The sequence below is a fragment of the Herbidospora solisilvae genome (assembly GCF_009901565.1).
Classification (GTDB): domain Bacteria; phylum Actinomycetota; class Actinomycetes; order Streptosporangiales; family Streptosporangiaceae; genus Herbidospora; species Herbidospora solisilvae.
In genome coordinates this window covers 363860-380971 of record NZ_WXEW01000003.1, presented here as the reverse complement: position 1 = coordinate 380971, position 17112 = coordinate 363860, and the positions used below count along the sequence as shown (strand labels likewise).

Genomic DNA, 17112 nt, shown 5'->3' with positions numbered 1-17112 from the left:
GCAGGTCACGGCAGAACAACAAAAAACCACCGAAAAGGTCAGTAGATTTTCGTAACCCCGGGCCCCGCCACGGGGTCTCCGAAGCACGGCCCTCAGAAGGGGATGCAGCATGCCAGCGAGGAGCGGACCCGACACGGCGATGGTCGCGGCGGCACGCGACGGGGACCAGGCTGCCCTCGACCGCCTGGTCGCCGATTCGTTGCCGCTGGTCTACAACATCGTCGGCCGGGCGCTGAACGGGCACAACGACACCGACGACGTCGTCCAGGAGACCCTGATCCGGATGGTCCGCGGGTTGCCGGGGCTCCGCGACCTCGACGCCTACCGGTCGTGGCTGGTGGCCATCGCGGTCCGGCAGGTACGCGACCACGAAGCCGAGAAGCGCACCGCCCAGCACCGCAGGACCGACCTCGACACGGCGACCGAGGTGGCCGACCCCGCCTCCGACTTCGCCGGGCTGACCATCCTCCAGCTGGGGCTGACCGACCAGCGGCGCGAGGTCGCCGAGGCGACCCGCTGGCTCGACCCCGACGACCGGGCGCTGCTGTCGTTGTGGTGGCTGGAGGAGACCGGGGAGCTCGGGCGGGCCGACCTGGCGTCGTCGCTCGGGTTGTCGGCCAAGCACGCGGCCGTGCGGGTGCAGCGCATGAAGGAGCAGATCCAGATCGCGCAGTCGGTCGTGCGCTGTCTCAACGCGCGCGCCCAGTGCCCCGAGCTCCGGGGCATGTTCCTGGGCTGGGACGGGGTGCCCTCGCCGTTGTGGCGCAAACGGTTCGCCCGGCACATCCGGGGGTGTACGTTCTGCGGCCGCCGCACCCAGGGCATGGTCCCCCTGGAGAGGCTGCTGCTCGGGCTGCCCCTCGTGGCGGTGCCGGCCGGGTTCATGCTCACCAAGCTCGTGCCGGTCACGCTCAAGACGACGGCCGTGGCGGCCAAGAACGTCTGGCTCCCCCTCACGGCCGCGGGGGCGGCGGCGGTGACGGCCGGGGTGTTCGTGCTCCAGCCCTGGACGAGCGAGGCGCCGCCCCGGCCCGTCGCCGTTCCGCCACCCGTGGTGGTCACCGAGAGCCCGGCGCCGTCGAAGACGCCCGTCCGCGAGCCGAGCCCGAGCCCGTCGCCGAAACCGTCGAAGAAGCCCTCGCCCAGACCGTCGAAGACCCAGGAGCCGCCGCCTCCGCCACCCGCCGCCCCCGCGGTGAAGAAGGGCGTCGGGGTGTGGCCGATGAACGGGGTCAGCACCTCCCTGGCCAAGTCGGGGGCCCGCTGGTACTACACCTGGGCGACCCACCAGAACGGCGTGCGGACCCCCAGGAACGTGGAGTTCGTCCCGATGATCTGGGGTGCCGACAGCGTCACGCCGAAGGCGCTCGCGGAGGCCAAGAAGGCGGGCCCGTACCTGCTGAGCTTCAACGAGCCCGACCTGGCCCAGCAGTCGAACATGACCGTGGAACGCGCACTGGAGTTGTGGCCGCAGCTGGAGAAGGCCGGGAAGATCCTCGGCTCCCCCGGCGTGGCCTTCGGCGGCGACACCCCGGGCGGCTGGCTCGACCGCTTCATGAAGGGGGCCAAGGAGAGGGGCTACCGCGTCGACTTCGTCACCCTGCACTGGTACGGCGGCGACTTCCGGGCCGCCGCCGCGACGCAGCAGCTCAAGAGCTATCTGCAGAAGGTCTGGCAGCGGTACAAGAAGCCGATCTGGCTGACCGAGTACGCCCTGATCGACTTCTCCGGCGGCGCCAAGTACGCCAGCGACGCCGAGCAGGCCGCCTTCCTCGCCGCCTCGTCGAAGATGCTCGCGTCACTGCCCTATGTGCAGCGGTACGCGTGGTTCGGCCTCCCCGCCAAGGAGGCCGAACCCAACAGCGGCCTGTTCACCGAGGACGGCGTCGCAACCCGGGCCGGCAAGGCGTTCCAGCAGGCCCGTTAGCGGACGAAGCCGTTCACGATCAGCGGCAGCGAGGCGTCGAGGCCGGCCACGTTGAGCGCGTTCGGGTCGTCGTGGTCGACGACCGAGTAGCCGGCCGCCGTCATGGCGGCCACGACCACCCGGGCGTCGCGGTTGACCGTCTTGCGGTAACGCGCCAGGGCGTCGGCCGGGGCGCCCCGGCCCGCCCACGTCTCGTTGTCGGTGAAGACGACGACGCCGTCGACGTTCATGCGCTCGCCGAGCAGGTGCTTGAACGGCAACGACAGGTCGGTGCCGCCGCCCGACGGCCGCCACTTGGCGATGTCGCGGAGGTTGGTCCGCGCGCTCACCTTCGAGGCGTGCACCTTCGTGTCGACCTCGATGGCGTGCACGTTGCCCTTCTCGATGCGCGCCAGCATGACCGCCATGGCCGACCCGACCTCGTAGGGCGTGCCGACGGGCGAGCCGCCGACCACACACTGCGCGTAGGCCATCGAGCCCGACGAGTCGACCGCGAGCAGCAGCCGCTTCCCGGTCGGCTGGACGTAGCCGAACGACTTCTCGTACGCCTCCTCCAGCGCGTCGAGGATCGCCGGGACCGGCGTCCAGGTCGTGCCGTCGCGGCCCTGGCCCGAGGCGTAGACGCGCATCGCCAGCCACACGTCCAGCGGGTGGATCCGCGCCTTGCGGAGCTGGTGGAAGGCGGTGAGCCGGGCGACCGCGCGCCGGGTGGCGTCGCCGAGCGGCACGAGCGTGCCGATGCGGGTCATCCGGGCGAGGTTGCGCAGCAGCGCGGTCATGCCGATCGTGTCGACGAGGTGGTCCCAGACCTTCGGCTCGGTGAGCATCGCGTCGGGCAGGAACTCCCACGGCACGTCGAGCCGGGTCGCCTCCTCGACCGTGGTGACGGCCTTGGCAGTGAGGAACCGGTCGACCGAGGGCAGCGCCGCGCGGGCCACGTCGTCGGCCACGTTGCCGGCGATCCAGCCGAACAGCACCTTGCGCTGGTCGGTGTCGCCCGCCGGGTGGGCCATCCGCAGCACGTCGCGCAGCGCGAACGACTCACCCGACGGGGTCTTGCGCTGACCCGCCTTGCAGACCTTGAACGCCACGTCGTCGGCCTCGCCCTGCAGGAACCACGAGCCGAGCGCGGACCGCAACGAGCGGCCCATCACGGGACTGGTGCCCCGCGAGGTCCGCTTACCGCCGAGGTTCTTGTAGTAGCCGAAGAAGGTCGCGAGGTGGTCGGTGGTACGGGCGACCTTGGGCAGCGCCGCCTTGGCGGCCCGGCGGGTCGCCTCGTCACCACGCGCGTACGCCGCCGCGAGCGCGAAGAGGGCGGGCTGGTTCTTGGGCGCGCGGGGCGGGCGGGCGGTGGAGATCTCGGTGAGCAGCTCGACCACACGCGGGCCGTCGGTGTGCAGCGCCTTGTAGAGGACGCCGACGTTGATCTCGGTCAGCTTGCCGCCGTCGACGTAGTAGGTGCCGCCCGTGGTGCCGAGAATGAGGAAGTCCTCGACCCGCTGCCACAGGTCCTTCTCGTACACGACGCCGCCGGCGGCGTTGCGCACCTTCTTCGCGCCGATCTCGGAGACGTCGGCGAGGGGGTCACGAATGTCGTTCACGGCGATTCCTCCGTAATGGAAAAGTGGACGGATATGGTGGCGCCGACCGATGTCACGGAGCTCTTCCATTTGAGCTGGAGCTCGATTTCTCGAACCCGCGGGATTCGAACCCGCAACCACCGCGTTGAGATAACCGACCGGCTTCGACCCGTCCGACGCCGGTGCGAGAATGGCGCGGATATGGTGCCGACGACCGGCATAAGCGCTCTCCCACTGAGCTACCGGGGCAGGTGGCACCCCGGGCGGGATTCGAACCCGCGACCTCTCGATCCGAAGTCGATAACCGATTGTCTTCGACCCGCGCCATTCGCGAACCGACGTTAAAGACGGTACAGATCACCGTTCAATTCGCCCACCCGTTTTCTGGGCCCGGCCGGGCGTGCGGTAGGGTGATGGCGTTTCGTAGTCAGCTCTCGGATGAGGAGGTGAGACCCATTCCCGCCCAGTTCCGCCAACGAAGGCAGGTCTCGTGTCCCTCTCATCGGTCGTCTCCGAACTCCGTACCGCCGGCTGCGTCTTCGCCGAAGACGAAGCGCGGCTGATCCTCTCCACCGCCGGCTCCCCCGAAGAAGTGCGCCGCATGATCGGCGAGCGGGTGGCGGGCCTCCCCCTCGAACAGGTGCTCGGCTGGGCCCGGTTTCGCGATCTGCGTGTCCTCGTCGATCCCGGGGTGTTCGTGCCCCGGCGGCGGACCGAGTTCCTGGCCGGTGAGGCCATCGCGCGGGCCCGGCCGGGATCGGTCGTCGTCGATCTCTGCTGCGGCACGGGGGCCGTGGGGGCCGCCGTCGCCGCCGAGGTGCCGGGAGTGATCCTGCACGTCTCCGACATCGACCCGGCGGCCGTCGCCTGCGCCCGGCGGAACGTGCCGCAGGCGCTGGTCCACCAGGGCGACCTCTACCAGGCGCTGCCGCTCCTCCTGCGGGGGCGCATCGACGTGCTGGTGGCGAACGCGCCCTACGTCCCGACCGAAGAGGTCGACTTCCTCCCGCCCGAGGCGCGGCTGCATGAACCCCTGGTGGCCCTCGACGGGGGTGAAGACGGGTTGGAGCTGATCAGGCGGGTGTTCCGGCTGGCGCCCGAATGGCTGGCGCCGGGCGGATCGGTGCTCGTCGAGACCTCGGAGGAGCAGGCGGCCGGCGCGTGCGCGGCGGTGCTGAAGGCCGGTCTGGAGCCCTTCATCACGTCTTCCGAGGAGCTTGACGCGACTGTCATCGTCGGGCAAATGCCGATTCGATAACAGGTGTTTCCGCCGGTCCCCAACAACGTCAGATTGTCTCCATGAACGACACCGCCCCGCCGCTCCGCGAGCGCGACCGCTCCTCTGTGATCATGGCCGTGGTGCTCGCGACCCTCATCCTGGCCGGCGGGTGCGGTGTGCTGATCGGCTCCGTCGACGGCTACTACGCCAGCCGCGCCGAAGCGAGGGAACAGCTGGTCAGGAAGGGCGGGACGCTGCCCGACGTGACCGGCCTGCGGTGGGCGGAGGCCGTCGGGCGGCTCCAGGGCTCGGGTTACTGGCTGCTCGACCGGAGCGGGGTGACGATCTCCGACGAGTCGAGGTTCGTCACCCGGCAGGATCCGGTGGGCGGCACCCAGGTGCCCTTCTCCACGCGGATCACCCTGTACACCGGAAATTAACCGAGCACCGCTTGGCCCGCTCGGGCCAGCAGCCAGGCCTGCGGGACCTTCTCCGTCTCCCGCGGCTCCCTGCTCCCCTGCGCGACCGGCGTGAACCCGGCCTCGGCGAGCAGCCCCGTGACCACGGCCGGGTCGAGGCGGCGGAAGTCGATGTCCCGGACCCGCAGGATCTCGTCGCCGACCTGGAAGGCGACCAGGAGCAGACCCCCGGGCGCGAGCACCCGCCGGAACTCGGCGAAGACGCCGGGCAGGAGCTCGGCCGGGATGTGGATGATCGAATACCAGGCGACCAGGCCGCTCAGCGAGGCGTCGGGGACGTCGAGCGAGCGCATGTCGCCCTCACTGAACACGATGTCGGGGAAGGTCGCCCGGGCGTGGGCCAGCATTCCGGGCGAGAGGTCGACGCCCGAGATGTCCAGGCCGCGCCGGTGCAGCCACGAGGTGATCCGACCGGGCCCGCACCCGGCCTCCAGGACCTTGCCGGGCGGGACGAGATCGGTGAACAGCTGGAGGACCGACTGGTCGAACGGGTTGGTCTCCAGGTCGTCCATGAACAGGTCGACGTATTCGGCGACGAGGGCGTCGTATCCGGCGCGGGTCTCGGTGAGGAAGTCGGGCACACCGGCACCCTAAGGGCGGACCGGCCCGGCCGGTCCGCCCCCGGGGTCAGTCGAAGACCGGCAGTTCCACCGTCTTGCGCCATTCGCGCTGGCGGCGGGTCACGTAGCGGCCCGGCGCGAGCCCGGTCGCCCCGTGTTCGGGGTGCATCAGATAGACGGGAGCGGTGGCGGCGAACGACCGGCCGTCGAGGCCGTCGGTCCAGAGGCAGGTGCCGGGGTCGGCCACCAGCACGTGCGGGTGCACCCCGTCGAGCAGGACGAGCCCCTCCGGCGGCACCGGACGCCAGTCGGAGGCCCCCAGCAGGACGGCCGGGATGACCAGGAGGTCTCCCTGAGCCTGGAGCCCGTCGAGGACCGGGATGGTCAGGCTCCGGTCGAGATGGTCGTCGAACGTGTGTCCGGTACGCGCGGACAGGGTGGCGAGTGTGATCATCATGTCCTCCTCACGAGCTGCTTGTAGAGCGGGGCGGTGATTCCGTAGGTCCAGGCGGCCGCCTCGACCGGGTCGGCGACGTCGTCGGGGACGATCAGCCCGTAGCGGCGGCGGGTGCCGTCGCGTTCGACGGTCCCGTTGACGACGATCAGGACGGTGTGTTCCATGGCGGCGTACAGGTGGAGTTCGGCGTCGTTCCCCGGGTCGGGGGCGGTGGCGATGAGGCGTGCGGCGGACTGGTCGACCCATTCCGGCCAGCCCAAACGCTGGATCGCGGCGAGGCGGACATCGGGGTCGGGTTCGTTCCTGATCCGGTCGGCCGTCGGCTCCTCGATCACCCAGCGCGGCACACGCAGGCCGCGCCAGGCGTAGGCCGGGCGGCCGTCGCGGTAGACGACCGCCGGTCCGTCGTCTCGGTGGACGACCACCTCGCCGTCCTGGGGACCCGGTTGGGTGTGGACGACCGCCGGGCGGTCCACCACCACGCACACCTGCCGGTGGGGCACCCACCAGCCGCCCGCTCGGGCGGCCCGGTCCCACAGGTCGATGCCGTCGACGCCGGGCGCCCAGGGCAGGCAGTCGTAGTAGGCCAGCCACGACACGTCGTGGACGTCCGGCCAGTCGCGGTCGTGGTCGTACACGACCAGCCTGAAGGGGAGGCGGCTGCGATTGAGCGGCCACACCACCTGGCGGCGGACCTGCTCCCTCCGGCGCTGGGTCACCAGGATGGCGGCGTCGAGGTCGCGGGTCAGCTGCCGCCGTCGCCCGGAGAACAGGCGGGTCAGCGGCGCAGCATCGACATGCGGGAGGTCGGCCGGGGAGGGCACCCAGTGGAACCGGGGCGGGGGAAGCCCGTTCAGCCGGTAGAGGCCCGTGATGGCGGCTTCGGCTTCGGGGCGGTCGGCGGGCTCGGTCGACAGGGCGACCCGGAGCCAGTCTTCGCGGATGGAGGCGGCGTCTCGCCGCGTCGTGACACTCACCTGATGGAGGTGGTGTCGTCCTTTCCAACGATCATGTTTTCGATCATAACCTGATCGAATGCGCTCGAACTTAACGATTTACCTCATCCTCGGGCTCGTCGTCGTCGCCGGGGTCATCTCGTTCGGCACGCTGACGTCGCAGACGATGACGTCGTTCGGGGTCGGCTCGGGTGTGGTGACCTCGATGAGCGCCCTCATCTCCTCCCTCGCCGCCGGCATCTCGGCCGTCGCGGCCTGGCGGACCAGCCTCCGGCCGCCCGCCGAGGACGACGAGGCCGTCGTGCGGCTGCTCGACATCGCCGAGCGGGCCGACGGCGAGATCAGAAAGCTGGCGCTCGCCGAGCTGAACCGGGCGATCCCGCCGCTGCTCCGCAAGCGCCTGGCCGGACGCGACCGGGCCCCCGCCATGGCCATGCTCGACGGGCTGCTCACCCGAGAGGACGTACCGCGCCTGCGGCTGTTCCTCGCCGTCTACGGGATCTCCTGAGGAACCCCTCGGCCACGGTCCTCCTCGGCGCGGAGCGGGACATGCCCCGCGGAGATCGCCGCTCACCAAGCTCGCAGCGCCCTCATCCGCAGGTGACTGGAACATTGACGGCCCCGTAGCACATATGTAACATTCGACCAGCACTACGCAAGAATCTTGCAATTTATCGTCTAATTTCTCTCTGTTTCTCGCAACTCTTCAGGGAATGCACTGCGTCCGTGCTCCCGCCCCCATCCGTGTCTCCACCTGTCGACCCTGACGAGAGAAGAACGCGAATGAGAAAGCTGCACGGACCCCTGAGGCTGGTGGCGACCGTCGTCGCCGCCGGCCTCGTCGCGTCTGGGCTCCTCGCCCCGCCCGCGTCCGCCGCCGGCGGACCCAATCTGTCTCTGGGCAAGGCCACCGCGGTGTCCAGCTCGACCGCGGGCCAGCCCGCCTCCGCCCTCAACGACGGCAACCAGTCGACCTACTGGGAGAGCGTCAACAACAGCTTCCCGCAGTGGGCGCGCATCGACCTCGGCAGTGCCACCGCCGTGGACCAGGTCGTGCTCAAGGTGCCCGGCGCCTCGGCCTGGCAGACCCGCACCCAGACGCTGACCGTCCAGGGCAGCGCCGACGGCAACACCTTCTCCACCGTCGTGGCCTCGGCGAACTACACGTTCAACCCGGCGACCGGCAACTCCGTCACGATCAACTTCGGCTCGGCGACGCACCGCTACTGGCGGGTCGACGTCACCGCCAACACCGGCTGGCCGGCCGCCCAGATCTCAGAGTTCGAGATCTACGCCACCGACGGCGGCGGCAACACCGGTGGCAATCTTGCCTCCGGCCGTACGATGAGCGGCAGCTCCGTGTCGCAGAATTACGTCGCTTCGAACGCGAACGACAACAACCAGGCCACCTACTGGGAGAGCAACAACAACGTCTTCCCCGAGTGGCTCCAGGTCGACCTGGGCGCGTCCACCTCGGTCAACCGGGTGGTGCTGAAGCTCCCCGCCTCCGGCTGGGCGACGCGGACCCAGACCCTGGCCGTCCAGGGCAGCACGAACGGCACGTCGTTCACCGACATCGTCGGGTCGGCGGGCTACACCTTCAACCCGGCCAGCGGGAACACGGTGACGATCAACTTCACCGCGACCTCGACCCGGTACGTGCGCCTGAACATCACCGGCAACACCGGCTGGGCCGCCGGGCAGATCTCCGAGTTCGAGGTCTACGGCCCCACGACCCCCGGTGACACCCAGGCGCCCTCCACCCCGGGCACGCTGAGCTTCACCGAGCCGGCCGCCAACCAGATCAGGCTCGCCTGGGGCGCCTCGACCGACAACGTCGGGGTGACCGGCTACGAGATCTTCCGGGGCGGCTCGCTCGTCACGACGGTCGCGGGCAACGTGCTGACGTACACGGACACCCAGCCCTCGACGGCCACGGTGACCTACCACGTGCGCGCCCGCGACGCCGCCGGGAACACCTCCGGCAACAGCAACTCGGTCACCCGCCAGGGGCAGTCGGGCGGCGACACCCAGGCGCCCTCCGCGCCGGGCACGCTGAGCTACACCGAGCCCGCCGCCGGCCAGATCCGGCTGGCGTGGGGCGCGGCGACCGACAACGTCGGCGTGGCCGGATACGAGATCTTCCGCGGCGGCGCCTACGTCGCGCAGGTCGGCGCGGGCGTGCTCACCTACACCGACAACCAGCCCGCCACGGCCACCGTCTCCTACCAGGTGCGGGCCAAGGACGCGGCCGGCAACATCGGCCCGTTCAGCAACTCGGTGACCCGGACCGGCACCAACCCGCCGACGGGCACCAACCTGGCCCAGGGCAAGGAGATCACCGAGTCGGGGCACGTCCACACGTTCGTCGCGGCCAACGCCAACGACAACAACCTGGACACCTACTGGGAGGGCGCGTCCGGCGTCTGGCCCAGTGTGCTCACGGTCAAGCTCGGGTCGAACGCCGCCATCACCTCGGTGGTGCTGAAGCTCAACCCCTCGTCGGCGTGGGGCTCGCGTACGCAGAACATCCAGGTCTTCGGACGCGACCAGGCCGCCACCACCTACACCAGCCTGGTCGGCGCGACGGCCTACACGTTCAACCCGGCCGCGCAGAACACGGTGACGATCCCGGTCACCGCGACCACGGCCGACGTGCAGCTCCGCATCACGAGTAACACCGGCGCCCCGGCGGGCCAGATCGCCGAGTTCCAGGTGTTCGGCACCCCGGCGCCCAACCCCGACCTCCAGGTCACCGCACTGAGCTGGTCGCCCGCCTCGCCCAACGAGGTGCAGGCGATCACCGTCACCGGGACCGTCCGCAACAACGGCACCTCGGCCGCCCCGGCCGACAGCGTCAACGTCACCGTCGGCGGCAGCCTCGTCGGCACCGTGAACATCCCGGCTCTCGCGGCCGGCGCCGAGGCCACGTTCACCCAGAACATCGGCACCCGCCCGCAGGGCGCCTACGCGGTCGCCGCCACGGTCGACCCCGACGGCACCGTGTTCGAGCAGAACGAAGCCAACAACACCTTCACCGCGCCCACCCAGCTCCAGGTCGCCCAGGCCCCCGGCCCCGACCTACAGATCACCGGCCTGACCTCCAACCCGGCCAACCCGGCCGTCGGCTCCCCGGTCAGCTTCACCGTCGCGGTCAACAACCGCGGCACGACCGCGAGCGGCACGAGCGTCACCCGGGTCCAGGTGGGGTCGACGACCCTGAACACCTCCACCGGTTCCATCGCGGCCGGGGCCACCGCCAACGTCGCGATCACCGGCACCTGGACGGCCACCTCCGGCGGCGCCACCATCACCGCCACGGCGGACGCCACCGGCCAGATCGCCGAGACCAACGAGTCGAACAACACGTTCACGCAGGCCATCGTGGTCGGGCGCGGCGCCGCGGTGCCGTACACCGAGTACGAGGCCGAGGCCGCTCAGCACAACGGGACGGTCCTGACCGCCGACGCGCTGCGCACCTTCGGGCACACGAACTTCGCCTCGGAGTCGAGCGGCCGCAGCTCGGTCCGCCTGAACAGCACCGGCCAGTACGTCGAGTTCACCTCGACGGTGCCGTCGAACTCGATCGTCATCCGCAACTCGATCCCGGACGCCGCCGGCGGCGGCGGCCAGGACAAGACGATCAGCCTCTACATCGACGGCACGTTCAACCGGAAGATCACCCTGTCGTCGAAGCACTCGTGGTTGTACGGCTCCACCGACGACCCCGAGGGCCTCGTGCAGACCCCCGGCGGCGACGCCCGGCGCCTGTTCGACGAGTCGAACGCCCTGCTCAGCCAGACCTACCCGGTCGGCACCAAGTTCCGCCTCCAGCGGGACGCCGGTGACGACGCCGCCTTCTACATCATCGACCTGATCGACCTGGAGCAGGTCGCTCCCCCGCTGAGCCAGCCCTCGAACTGCACCAGCATCACCCAGTACGGCGCGATCCCGAACGACGGCCAGGACGACACCCAGGCCATCCAGCGCGCGGTCACCGACGACCAGAACGGCGTCATCAGCTGCGTGTGGATCCCCGCAGGTCAGTGGCGGCAGGAGCAGAAGATCCTGACCGACGACCCGCTGAACCGCGGCAGCCACAACCAGGTCGGCATCAGCAACGTGACGATCCGCGGCGCCGGCATGTGGCACTCGCAGCTCTACACGCTCACCGAACCGCACCTGGTCCAGGGCGGCATCAACCACCCGCACGAGGGCAACTTCGGCTTCGATATCGACAACAACACCCAGATCTCGGACATCGCGATCTTCGGCTCGGGCCGCATCCGCGGCGGACCCGGCGGGGCCGAGGGCGGCGTCGGCCTGAACGGCCGCTTCGGCCAGAACACCAAGATCACGAACGTGTGGATCGAGCACGCGAACGTGGGCGTCTGGGCCGGCCGCGACTACACGAACATCCCCGAGCTGTGGGGCCCGGGCATCGGGGTGGAGTTCAGCGGCATGCGCATCCGCAACACCTACGCCGACGGCATCAACTTCGCCAACGGCACCCGCAACTCCAAGGTGTTCAACAGCTCGTTCCGCACCACCGGCGACGACGCGCTGGCCGTCTGGGCGTCCAAGTACGTCAAGGACCAGTCGGTCGACATCGGCTCCAACAACCAGTTCATCAACAACACGATCCAGCTGCCCTGGCGCGCCAACGGCATCGCGGTCTACGGCGGCTTCGGCAACAAGATCGAGAACAACCTGATCTACGACACCGCGAACTACCCCGGCATCATGCTGGCGACCGACCACGACCCGATCCCGTTCACCGGGACGACGCTGATCGCCAACAACGGCCTCTACCGGACCGGCGGGGCGTTCTGGAACGAAGACCAGGAGTTCGGCGCGATCACCCTGTTCGCGCAGGGCGCCGGCATCCCGGGCGTGACCATCCGGGACACCGACATCGTCGACTCGACCTACGACGGCATCCAGTTCAAGACGGGCGGCGGCGAGGTCACCGCCCAGATCACCAACGTGAAGATCGACAAGTCCAACAACGGCGCGGGCATCCTGGCGATGTCCGGAGCCCGGGGCTCGGCGACCCTCACGAACGTGACCATCACGAACTCGGCCGACGGGGACATCGTCCGCGAGCCCGGCACCCAGTTCGTCATCAACCAGTGACGCGCTGACCACCTGACAGGACCAGCCGTGGGGCCCGGGGGGCTCACGGCTGGTTCTTTCATGGACGTCGACATTGCGAGCGTGCTGGATGTGCCCAGATCGCTGGTCGGTTCCCCCTGACGCGCGCTTCCGCCGCCAGCGTCCACGGATCCTGGCTCTCCAACGACCGCCACCGCTCTTGAGTCGCCGTCGACGCAAAGTAGCTCGTCATCTCGCGAAAAAGGGAGCTCCAATTTGCTCCAAGCGACGGCCGATCGGCCATCATGTCGCTTCCCGCCCGCCGTGTTTCGTTCTCGGTGGAAAGACGTAAAAGTCATGGGTGCCATCCCTTTAGGAATCCGCCGCGTCTTCCCTGTGTCCCAGCGCTCGAACGGAATAGGGCCACCCAATGGCGATCGACTACAAGCCGTTGACGAAACTGCTACAGGAGACAGACAGCACCAAGAACCGGCTTGATCTCTCCCTCGGCGATATCACGGCCCTCATCGGAAAGCTCCCGCCCCAAGCTCGCCGGGAAGGCTGGTGGACGTCCCGGCGGCGTGCACAGGGGCGCGCCTGGCGGACGGTCGGCTGGAAGGTCGAGAGTGTCGACCTGGACGCCGGCATTGTGACGTTCGCACGGATACGGCAGATACCCGCCTGGCTTCGCGGGGTACTCAGCGCGGTTCTCGCGGTAGCGACCGGGGTGGCGATCAACTACCTGTCCGGTTCGACCGGCTGGCTGAGTGTCGGGGTGGTGCTGGTGATCGCCGTCTTCCTCAGCTGGGCGACGGCGCTGACCGAACTCCGGGGCGGGTACTTGTGGGCGGCGACCTCGGTGACTATCGCGCTTGCCAGTATCGTCGGTCTCACCGCGATGGCGGGAAAGCAGAACGAAACGCTTTCGTCGGCGAAGACTGTGCAGGAAGCCGTCCCGACCGGGCCCATGAGATGCCTCCAGGACAACTCCAGTGACAGAGACGCGGGCGCAGAATCGCATGACATCGATGCCGGAGGCAGCGCCGCTCAGGCCGTTCGGGTATCGGCTCCAGCGGTGATTTCATCGGTCCGAATCGTCGCGGGCGTAAACGAAACGTTCCCCGGAGGAGATCAGCCGCGTCCGATGAAAGTCCAACTGAAGGGCCCCGGCGGTGAAATACTCGCCGAATCGCAGACCGAGGACATCAACAGGGACGCGCTCACCGAATACGCTTTCGACCAGGATGTCGCTCTGGACCCCGAAAAGGTCTACACGATCAAGGTGATCAACACCTCAAGCTGGATCGTCGGGCTCTACGTCAAACGAGTACGACCCGGTGAGACGCTCGACCCGAACAACGGCGTCTACCTCGAGAAAGAGCTCGCGAGACCAGATGCCCATCGTGTGCCCGGAACAGCGCTGAGCGGCTGTGTCCGGGGACGGATGTGACCACCGACGCCTGCGGTTCCCGCCACCAGCACGCGGTTTAGGCCGCAGCCGGATCTCCCTTCTCCAGGTGCATGCCGAGCTGGGAGAACAGCTCAAGCTGGTCGAAGTACTCCCGGTGCGTGGCGATCTTCCCGTCGTCGACGAACGAGGCGCAGGTGCCGCGCAGCGTGATGCGGCGGCCCGTCGGCTCCAGGTCGCGCCCGTCGGGCATCAGGAACGGCCCGGTGTGCGTGCCGGTCCCGGTCCATTCGACCACCAGGGGATCGTCGTTGTTGGTGGCCTCGAACCACACCGTCAGGCGAAGGTCCGGGAATCCCCTGAAGAACTGCTCGAAGATCCACGCGATCTGTTGGTGCCCTTCCGCCAGTCCCACGGGCGAGACGAAGGTCGCGTCCTCGGTGAAACAATCGAGCATGCGGGGTATGTCGTGCTCGTTGATCGCGTCGGCCAGCTCCCGCTTGATCTCCCACTTGTCAACCATGGATGGTTCCTCCCTGGTCAGGACATACCTCACGTTACCTATGGCCAGGCAGAACACATCCCACGCGACAGTCGCGGGCACGCCACGGAATGCCCGCGAAGGCAAACTCAGCCCTTTCGGATCAGCTACCGAAGGCGGCCACGTGTGAGCCGGCCTCCGGTCAGGGGCTCGGCGAACAGACCTGTCGTGAAGGGGACGCCGGTCACCCCGGCCGCCAGCGCGAGGGCCGCCGCGTCGGGGTCGGGATGGTCGTCGGCGTAGATCAGGTCGCCAAGCGCGTCCGGCGCCGAACCCCAGCGGGTGCCCGGCTCTCTGACCAGGAAATGGATGCGCGACCTGCCGTCGACGCTGTGGGCGAAGTGCCCGTGGGAACGGTCGTGGCGCATCACCGAGACGGCCTCGCCGCCGTCCCGGGTCACCTCGTTGAGGTCCCCGTCGAAGGCGAACCACCAGCCGCCCACCTGCAGGGCCACCACCCAGTCGCCCGCCGCGGCGACCACGACGAGGTCGCTGTGCCCGTTGGTCTGGGAGTCGCGCAGGTAGAGGTCTTCCCAGGTCAGGGCCGCCACGTCAGCCACACCAAGGCGTTTCAGGGTGTCGTGTACGTCCCATCCACGCACCCAGGTGACGGTGTAGATCGGGCGGTTCATGCGCCGAAGGTCCCCCCGTACAGGGGATCCTGGAAGAGGCCGGGGGTGAAGAGCACGCCGGTGATGCAGCTCGCCAGTGCGAGTGCGGAGGCGACGCTGCCGGAGCCCTTGGGTTCCGGGTCGAGACCGAGGTCGCGCATGTCGTCGAGGAGGGCGTCCGGTGCGGCGCCGTCGCGCTCTCCGGGCCGGTTCGGCGGGAACGAGGTGCGCACGGAGCCGTCCACGGCGTGACCGAAGTAGTGGGACGCGGCGTAGTCGTGGCGCATCACCGACACGGCCTCGCCGCCGCGTGACATCTTCTCCAGGAAGACGTTCTCCGCAGCCTCCCAGCCCCACATGTGCAGCGCGATCATCCAGTCACCCGTCCGTGCGACCACGACCAGGTCGTTCTCGCCGTCCCGCTCCTCGTAGCGTTCATAGACGTCGTCCCAGGTCACCTCGCCCGGCTCGGTGACGCCGAAGCGGCGGAGGACCTCGTCCTCGTCGGCGCCCTTCACGAAGGTGACCGTGTAGATCTCTTCCCAGTCTCGCTGCCAGGCGTAGTCCGCCGCTGTGATCATGGCGCGCAGTCTGGCAGTCGAGTCCGACAAATCCTCCTATGGACGTATCCACGATCAACGTCAGATAATTCGACTGCTGTTGCTCGCGAGCCCCAGTCACCGTGGCCCGCACCCCACTCCCGGTGATCTGCGCTGCCCGGGCGACAGAAGGGTTTCCTCGTGAAACGTGCTGTGTTCTTGACGTTGGCCCTGGTGGCCGCACTCTTGATCCCCTCGCAGGCCAACGCGGCCAACCTGCTCGCCAACCCCGGGCTCGAATCGGGCTCGCTCTCACCCTGGACGTGCACGGGAGGCCTCGGGTCGGCGGTGGCCTCCCCGGTTCGTACCGGAACGAGAGCGCTTGCCGGTGCGGCCAGCGCCTCAGACAACGCCCGGTGCAGCCAGAACGTGTCGGTGCGCCCGAGCACGGCCTACGTGCTGACGGCGTGGGTCCGGGGCAACTACGTCTACCTGGGCGTGCAGGGCGGCGCCTCGGTCTGGACGTCGTCGGCCGACTGGCGGCTGCTGACCCTGAACTTCACCACCGCCGCCGGGCAGACCACGGCACAGGTCTACCTCCACGGCTGGTACGGCCAGGGCACCTACTACGCCGACGACATCAGCTTCGACGGCCCCGGCGGCACCAACCCGTCGCCGTCGCCCTCACCTTCACCCTCGCCGTCTCCCTCGCCCTCCCCGACGCCGACCGCCAGCCCCTCGCCGACCCCGACGGTCACCCCCACCGTGGGCCCGACCTGCGCGGTCAAGGGCAAGCCCGCCGGGAAGGTGCTCCAGGGTTACTGGGAGAACTGGGACGGCGCGGTCAACGGCGTGCACCCGCCGCTCGGCTGGATCCCGATCACCGACGCGCGCATCAAGCAGCACGGCTACAACGTCATCAACGCCGCCTTCCCGGTCATCCGGTCCGACGGGACGGTCCTGTGGGAGGACGGGATGGACGCCACCGTGAAGGTCGCCACCCCGGCCGAGATGTGCGCCGCCAAGGCGGCGGGCGCGACGATCCTGATGTCGATCGGCGGCGCCACGGCGGGCATCGACCTGTCGTCGGCCACCGTGGCCGACCGGTTCGTCGCGACGATCGTGCCGATCCTCAAGCGCTACAACTTCGACGGCATCGACATCGACATCGAGACCGGCCTCACCGGCAGCGGCAACATCAACACGCTCTCGACCTCGCAGGCCAACCTGATCCGCATCATCGACGGCGTGCTCGCGCAGATGCCGTCGAACTTCGGCCTGACGATGGCCCCCGAGACCGCCTACGTCACCGGCGGCAGCGTCACCTACGGCTCGATCTGGGGCGCATACCTGCCCATCATCAAGAAGTACGCCGACAACGGCCGGTTGTGGTGGCTCAACCAGCAGTACTACAACGGCTCGATGTACGGCTGCTCCGGCGACTCCTACTCGGCCGGGACGGTCCAGGGCTTCGTCGCCCAGACGACCTGCCTCAACAACGGCCTGGTCATCCAGGGCGTGACGATCCGGGTGCCGTACGACAAGCAGGTCCCCGGCCTGCCCGCACAGATCGGCGCGGGCGGCGGCCACATGTCGCCGTCGCTGGTGTCGCAGGCCTGGAACAGCTTCAACGGCCAGTTGAAGGGCCTGATGACCTGGTCGATCAACTGGGACGGCTCCCGCAACTGGACCTTCGGCGACAACGTGAAGGCACTGCAGGGCCGTTAGGGGGTACGTC

At 69.0% G+C, this 17112-nt stretch carries 14 protein-coding genes; 7 read left to right on the top strand and 7 right to left on the bottom strand.

The features are described from left to right. Positions 1-109: 109 nt before the first annotated feature. Entirely contained in the window at positions 110-1927 is a 1818-nt protein-coding gene (locus tag GT755_RS11425) for a sigma-70 family RNA polymerase sigma factor (RefSeq protein ID WP_161479694.1), read from the top strand. On the opposite strand, the gene GT755_RS11420 is transcribed toward GT755_RS11425, so the two are convergent. Further along, positions 1924-3531 (bottom strand): TROVE domain-containing protein, encoded by a 1608-nt coding sequence (locus GT755_RS11420; RefSeq protein WP_161479693.1) that lies wholly within the window; start codon positions 3529-3531, stop codon positions 1924-1926. The two genes, GT755_RS11425 and GT755_RS11420, sit on opposite strands and share 4 nt — an antisense overlap. Positions 3532-4000: 469 nt before the next feature. On the opposite strand from GT755_RS11420, the gene GT755_RS11415 reads away from it, so the two are divergent. After that, entirely contained in the window at positions 4001-4768 is a 768-nt protein-coding gene (locus tag GT755_RS11415; protein WP_161479692.1) for a putative protein N(5)-glutamine methyltransferase, read from the top strand. A 41-nt stretch (positions 4769-4809) separates the two neighbouring features. Further along, entirely contained in the window at positions 4810-5169 is a 360-nt protein-coding gene (locus GT755_RS11410; protein ID WP_161479691.1) for a PASTA domain-containing protein, read from the top strand. Here the strand turns inward: GT755_RS11410 and GT755_RS11405 are convergent. Genes GT755_RS11405 through GT755_RS11395 form a run of 3 tightly spaced genes read right to left on the bottom strand, consistent with a single transcriptional unit; the run spans position 5166 to position 7202 of the window. Continuing rightward, on the bottom strand, positions 5166-5789 hold the full coding sequence (locus GT755_RS11405) for a class I SAM-dependent DNA methyltransferase (protein ID WP_161479690.1): 624 nt from the start codon (positions 5787-5789) through the stop codon (positions 5166-5168). The two genes, GT755_RS11410 and GT755_RS11405, sit on opposite strands and share 4 nt — an antisense overlap. Positions 5790-5835: 46 nt before the next feature. Next, positions 5836-6222 (bottom strand): hypothetical protein, encoded by a 387-nt coding sequence (locus tag GT755_RS11400; protein WP_235966472.1) that lies wholly within the window; start codon positions 6220-6222, stop codon positions 5836-5838. After that, complete coding sequence (locus GT755_RS11395; RefSeq protein WP_161479688.1) at positions 6222-7202, bottom strand: DUF6745 domain-containing protein; 981 nt, start codon at positions 7200-7202, stop codon at positions 6222-6224. The genes GT755_RS11400 and GT755_RS11395 overlap by 1 nt, the downstream gene beginning before the upstream one ends. Before the next feature lie 58 nt (positions 7203-7260). On the opposite strand from GT755_RS11395, the gene GT755_RS11390 reads away from it, so the two are divergent. The 3 genes from GT755_RS11390 (at position 7261) to GT755_RS11380 (ending at position 13725) form a co-directional block, all read left to right on the top strand. Beyond that, a complete protein-coding gene (locus tag GT755_RS11390; RefSeq protein ID WP_161479687.1) occupies positions 7261-7689 on the top strand; it encodes a hypothetical protein in 429 nt (142 codons plus the stop codon). A gap of 275 nt (positions 7690-7964) precedes the next feature. Further along, a complete protein-coding gene (locus GT755_RS11385; RefSeq protein ID WP_161479686.1) occupies positions 7965-12317 on the top strand; it encodes a discoidin domain-containing protein in 4353 nt (1450 codons plus the stop codon). Positions 12318-12705: 388 nt separating this feature from the next. Then, positions 12706-13725, top strand: coding sequence for a DUF7662 domain-containing protein (locus GT755_RS11380; RefSeq protein ID WP_161479685.1), 1020 nt, complete (start codon positions 12706-12708; stop codon positions 13723-13725). 37 nt (positions 13726-13762) lie between these two features. Here GT755_RS11380 and GT755_RS11375 read toward each other — a convergent pair whose 3' ends face one another. From GT755_RS11375 to GT755_RS11365, 3 genes are all read right to left on the bottom strand, one after another. Next, positions 13763-14206, bottom strand: coding sequence for an ester cyclase (locus GT755_RS11375; RefSeq protein WP_161479684.1), 444 nt, complete (start codon positions 14204-14206; stop codon positions 13763-13765). 125 nt (positions 14207-14331) lie between these two features. Next, positions 14332-14856 (bottom strand): DUF6461 domain-containing protein, encoded by a 525-nt coding sequence (locus GT755_RS11370; protein WP_161479683.1) that lies wholly within the window; start codon positions 14854-14856, stop codon positions 14332-14334. Beyond that, positions 14853-15416 (bottom strand): DUF6461 domain-containing protein, encoded by a 564-nt coding sequence (locus tag GT755_RS11365; RefSeq protein ID WP_161479682.1) that lies wholly within the window; start codon positions 15414-15416, stop codon positions 14853-14855. The genes GT755_RS11370 and GT755_RS11365 overlap by 4 nt, the downstream gene beginning before the upstream one ends. A gap of 192 nt (positions 15417-15608) precedes the next feature. Between GT755_RS11365 and GT755_RS11360 the strand changes: the two genes are divergently transcribed. Then, positions 15609-17102: a glycosyl hydrolase family 18 protein gene (locus GT755_RS11360; protein ID WP_328794297.1), complete on the top strand. Its 1494-nt coding sequence runs from the start codon at positions 15609-15611 to the stop codon at positions 17100-17102. Positions 17103-17112: the final 10 nt, after the last annotated feature.

What these genes read in the sequence shown, in the direction of transcription:
- GT755_RS11425 (WP_161479694.1), top strand. Translation starts at nt 110, where the DNA reads ATGCCAGCGAGGAGCGGACCCGACACGGCGATGGTCGCGGCGGCACGC.
- GT755_RS11410 (WP_161479691.1), top strand. Translation starts at nt 4,810, where the DNA reads ATGAACGACACCGCCCCGCCGCTCCGCGAGCGCGACCGCTCCTCTGTG.
- GT755_RS11400 (WP_235966472.1), bottom strand. Translation starts at nt 6,222, where the DNA reads ATGATCACACTCGCCACCCTGTCCGCGCGTACCGGACACACGTTCGAC.
- GT755_RS11390 (WP_161479687.1), top strand. Translation starts at nt 7,261, where the DNA reads ATGCGCTCGAACTTAACGATTTACCTCATCCTCGGGCTCGTCGTCGTC.
- GT755_RS11385 (WP_161479686.1), top strand. Translation starts at nt 7,965, where the DNA reads ATGAGAAAGCTGCACGGACCCCTGAGGCTGGTGGCGACCGTCGTCGCC.
- GT755_RS11380 (WP_161479685.1), top strand. Translation starts at nt 12,706, where the DNA reads ATGGCGATCGACTACAAGCCGTTGACGAAACTGCTACAGGAGACAGAC.
- GT755_RS11375 (WP_161479684.1), bottom strand. Translation starts at nt 14,206, where the DNA reads ATGGTTGACAAGTGGGAGATCAAGCGGGAGCTGGCCGACGCGATCAAC.
- GT755_RS11370 (WP_161479683.1), bottom strand. Translation starts at nt 14,856, where the DNA reads ATGAACCGCCCGATCTACACCGTCACCTGGGTGCGTGGATGGGACGTA.
- GT755_RS11365 (WP_161479682.1), bottom strand. Translation starts at nt 15,416, where the DNA reads ATGATCACAGCGGCGGACTACGCCTGGCAGCGAGACTGGGAAGAGATC.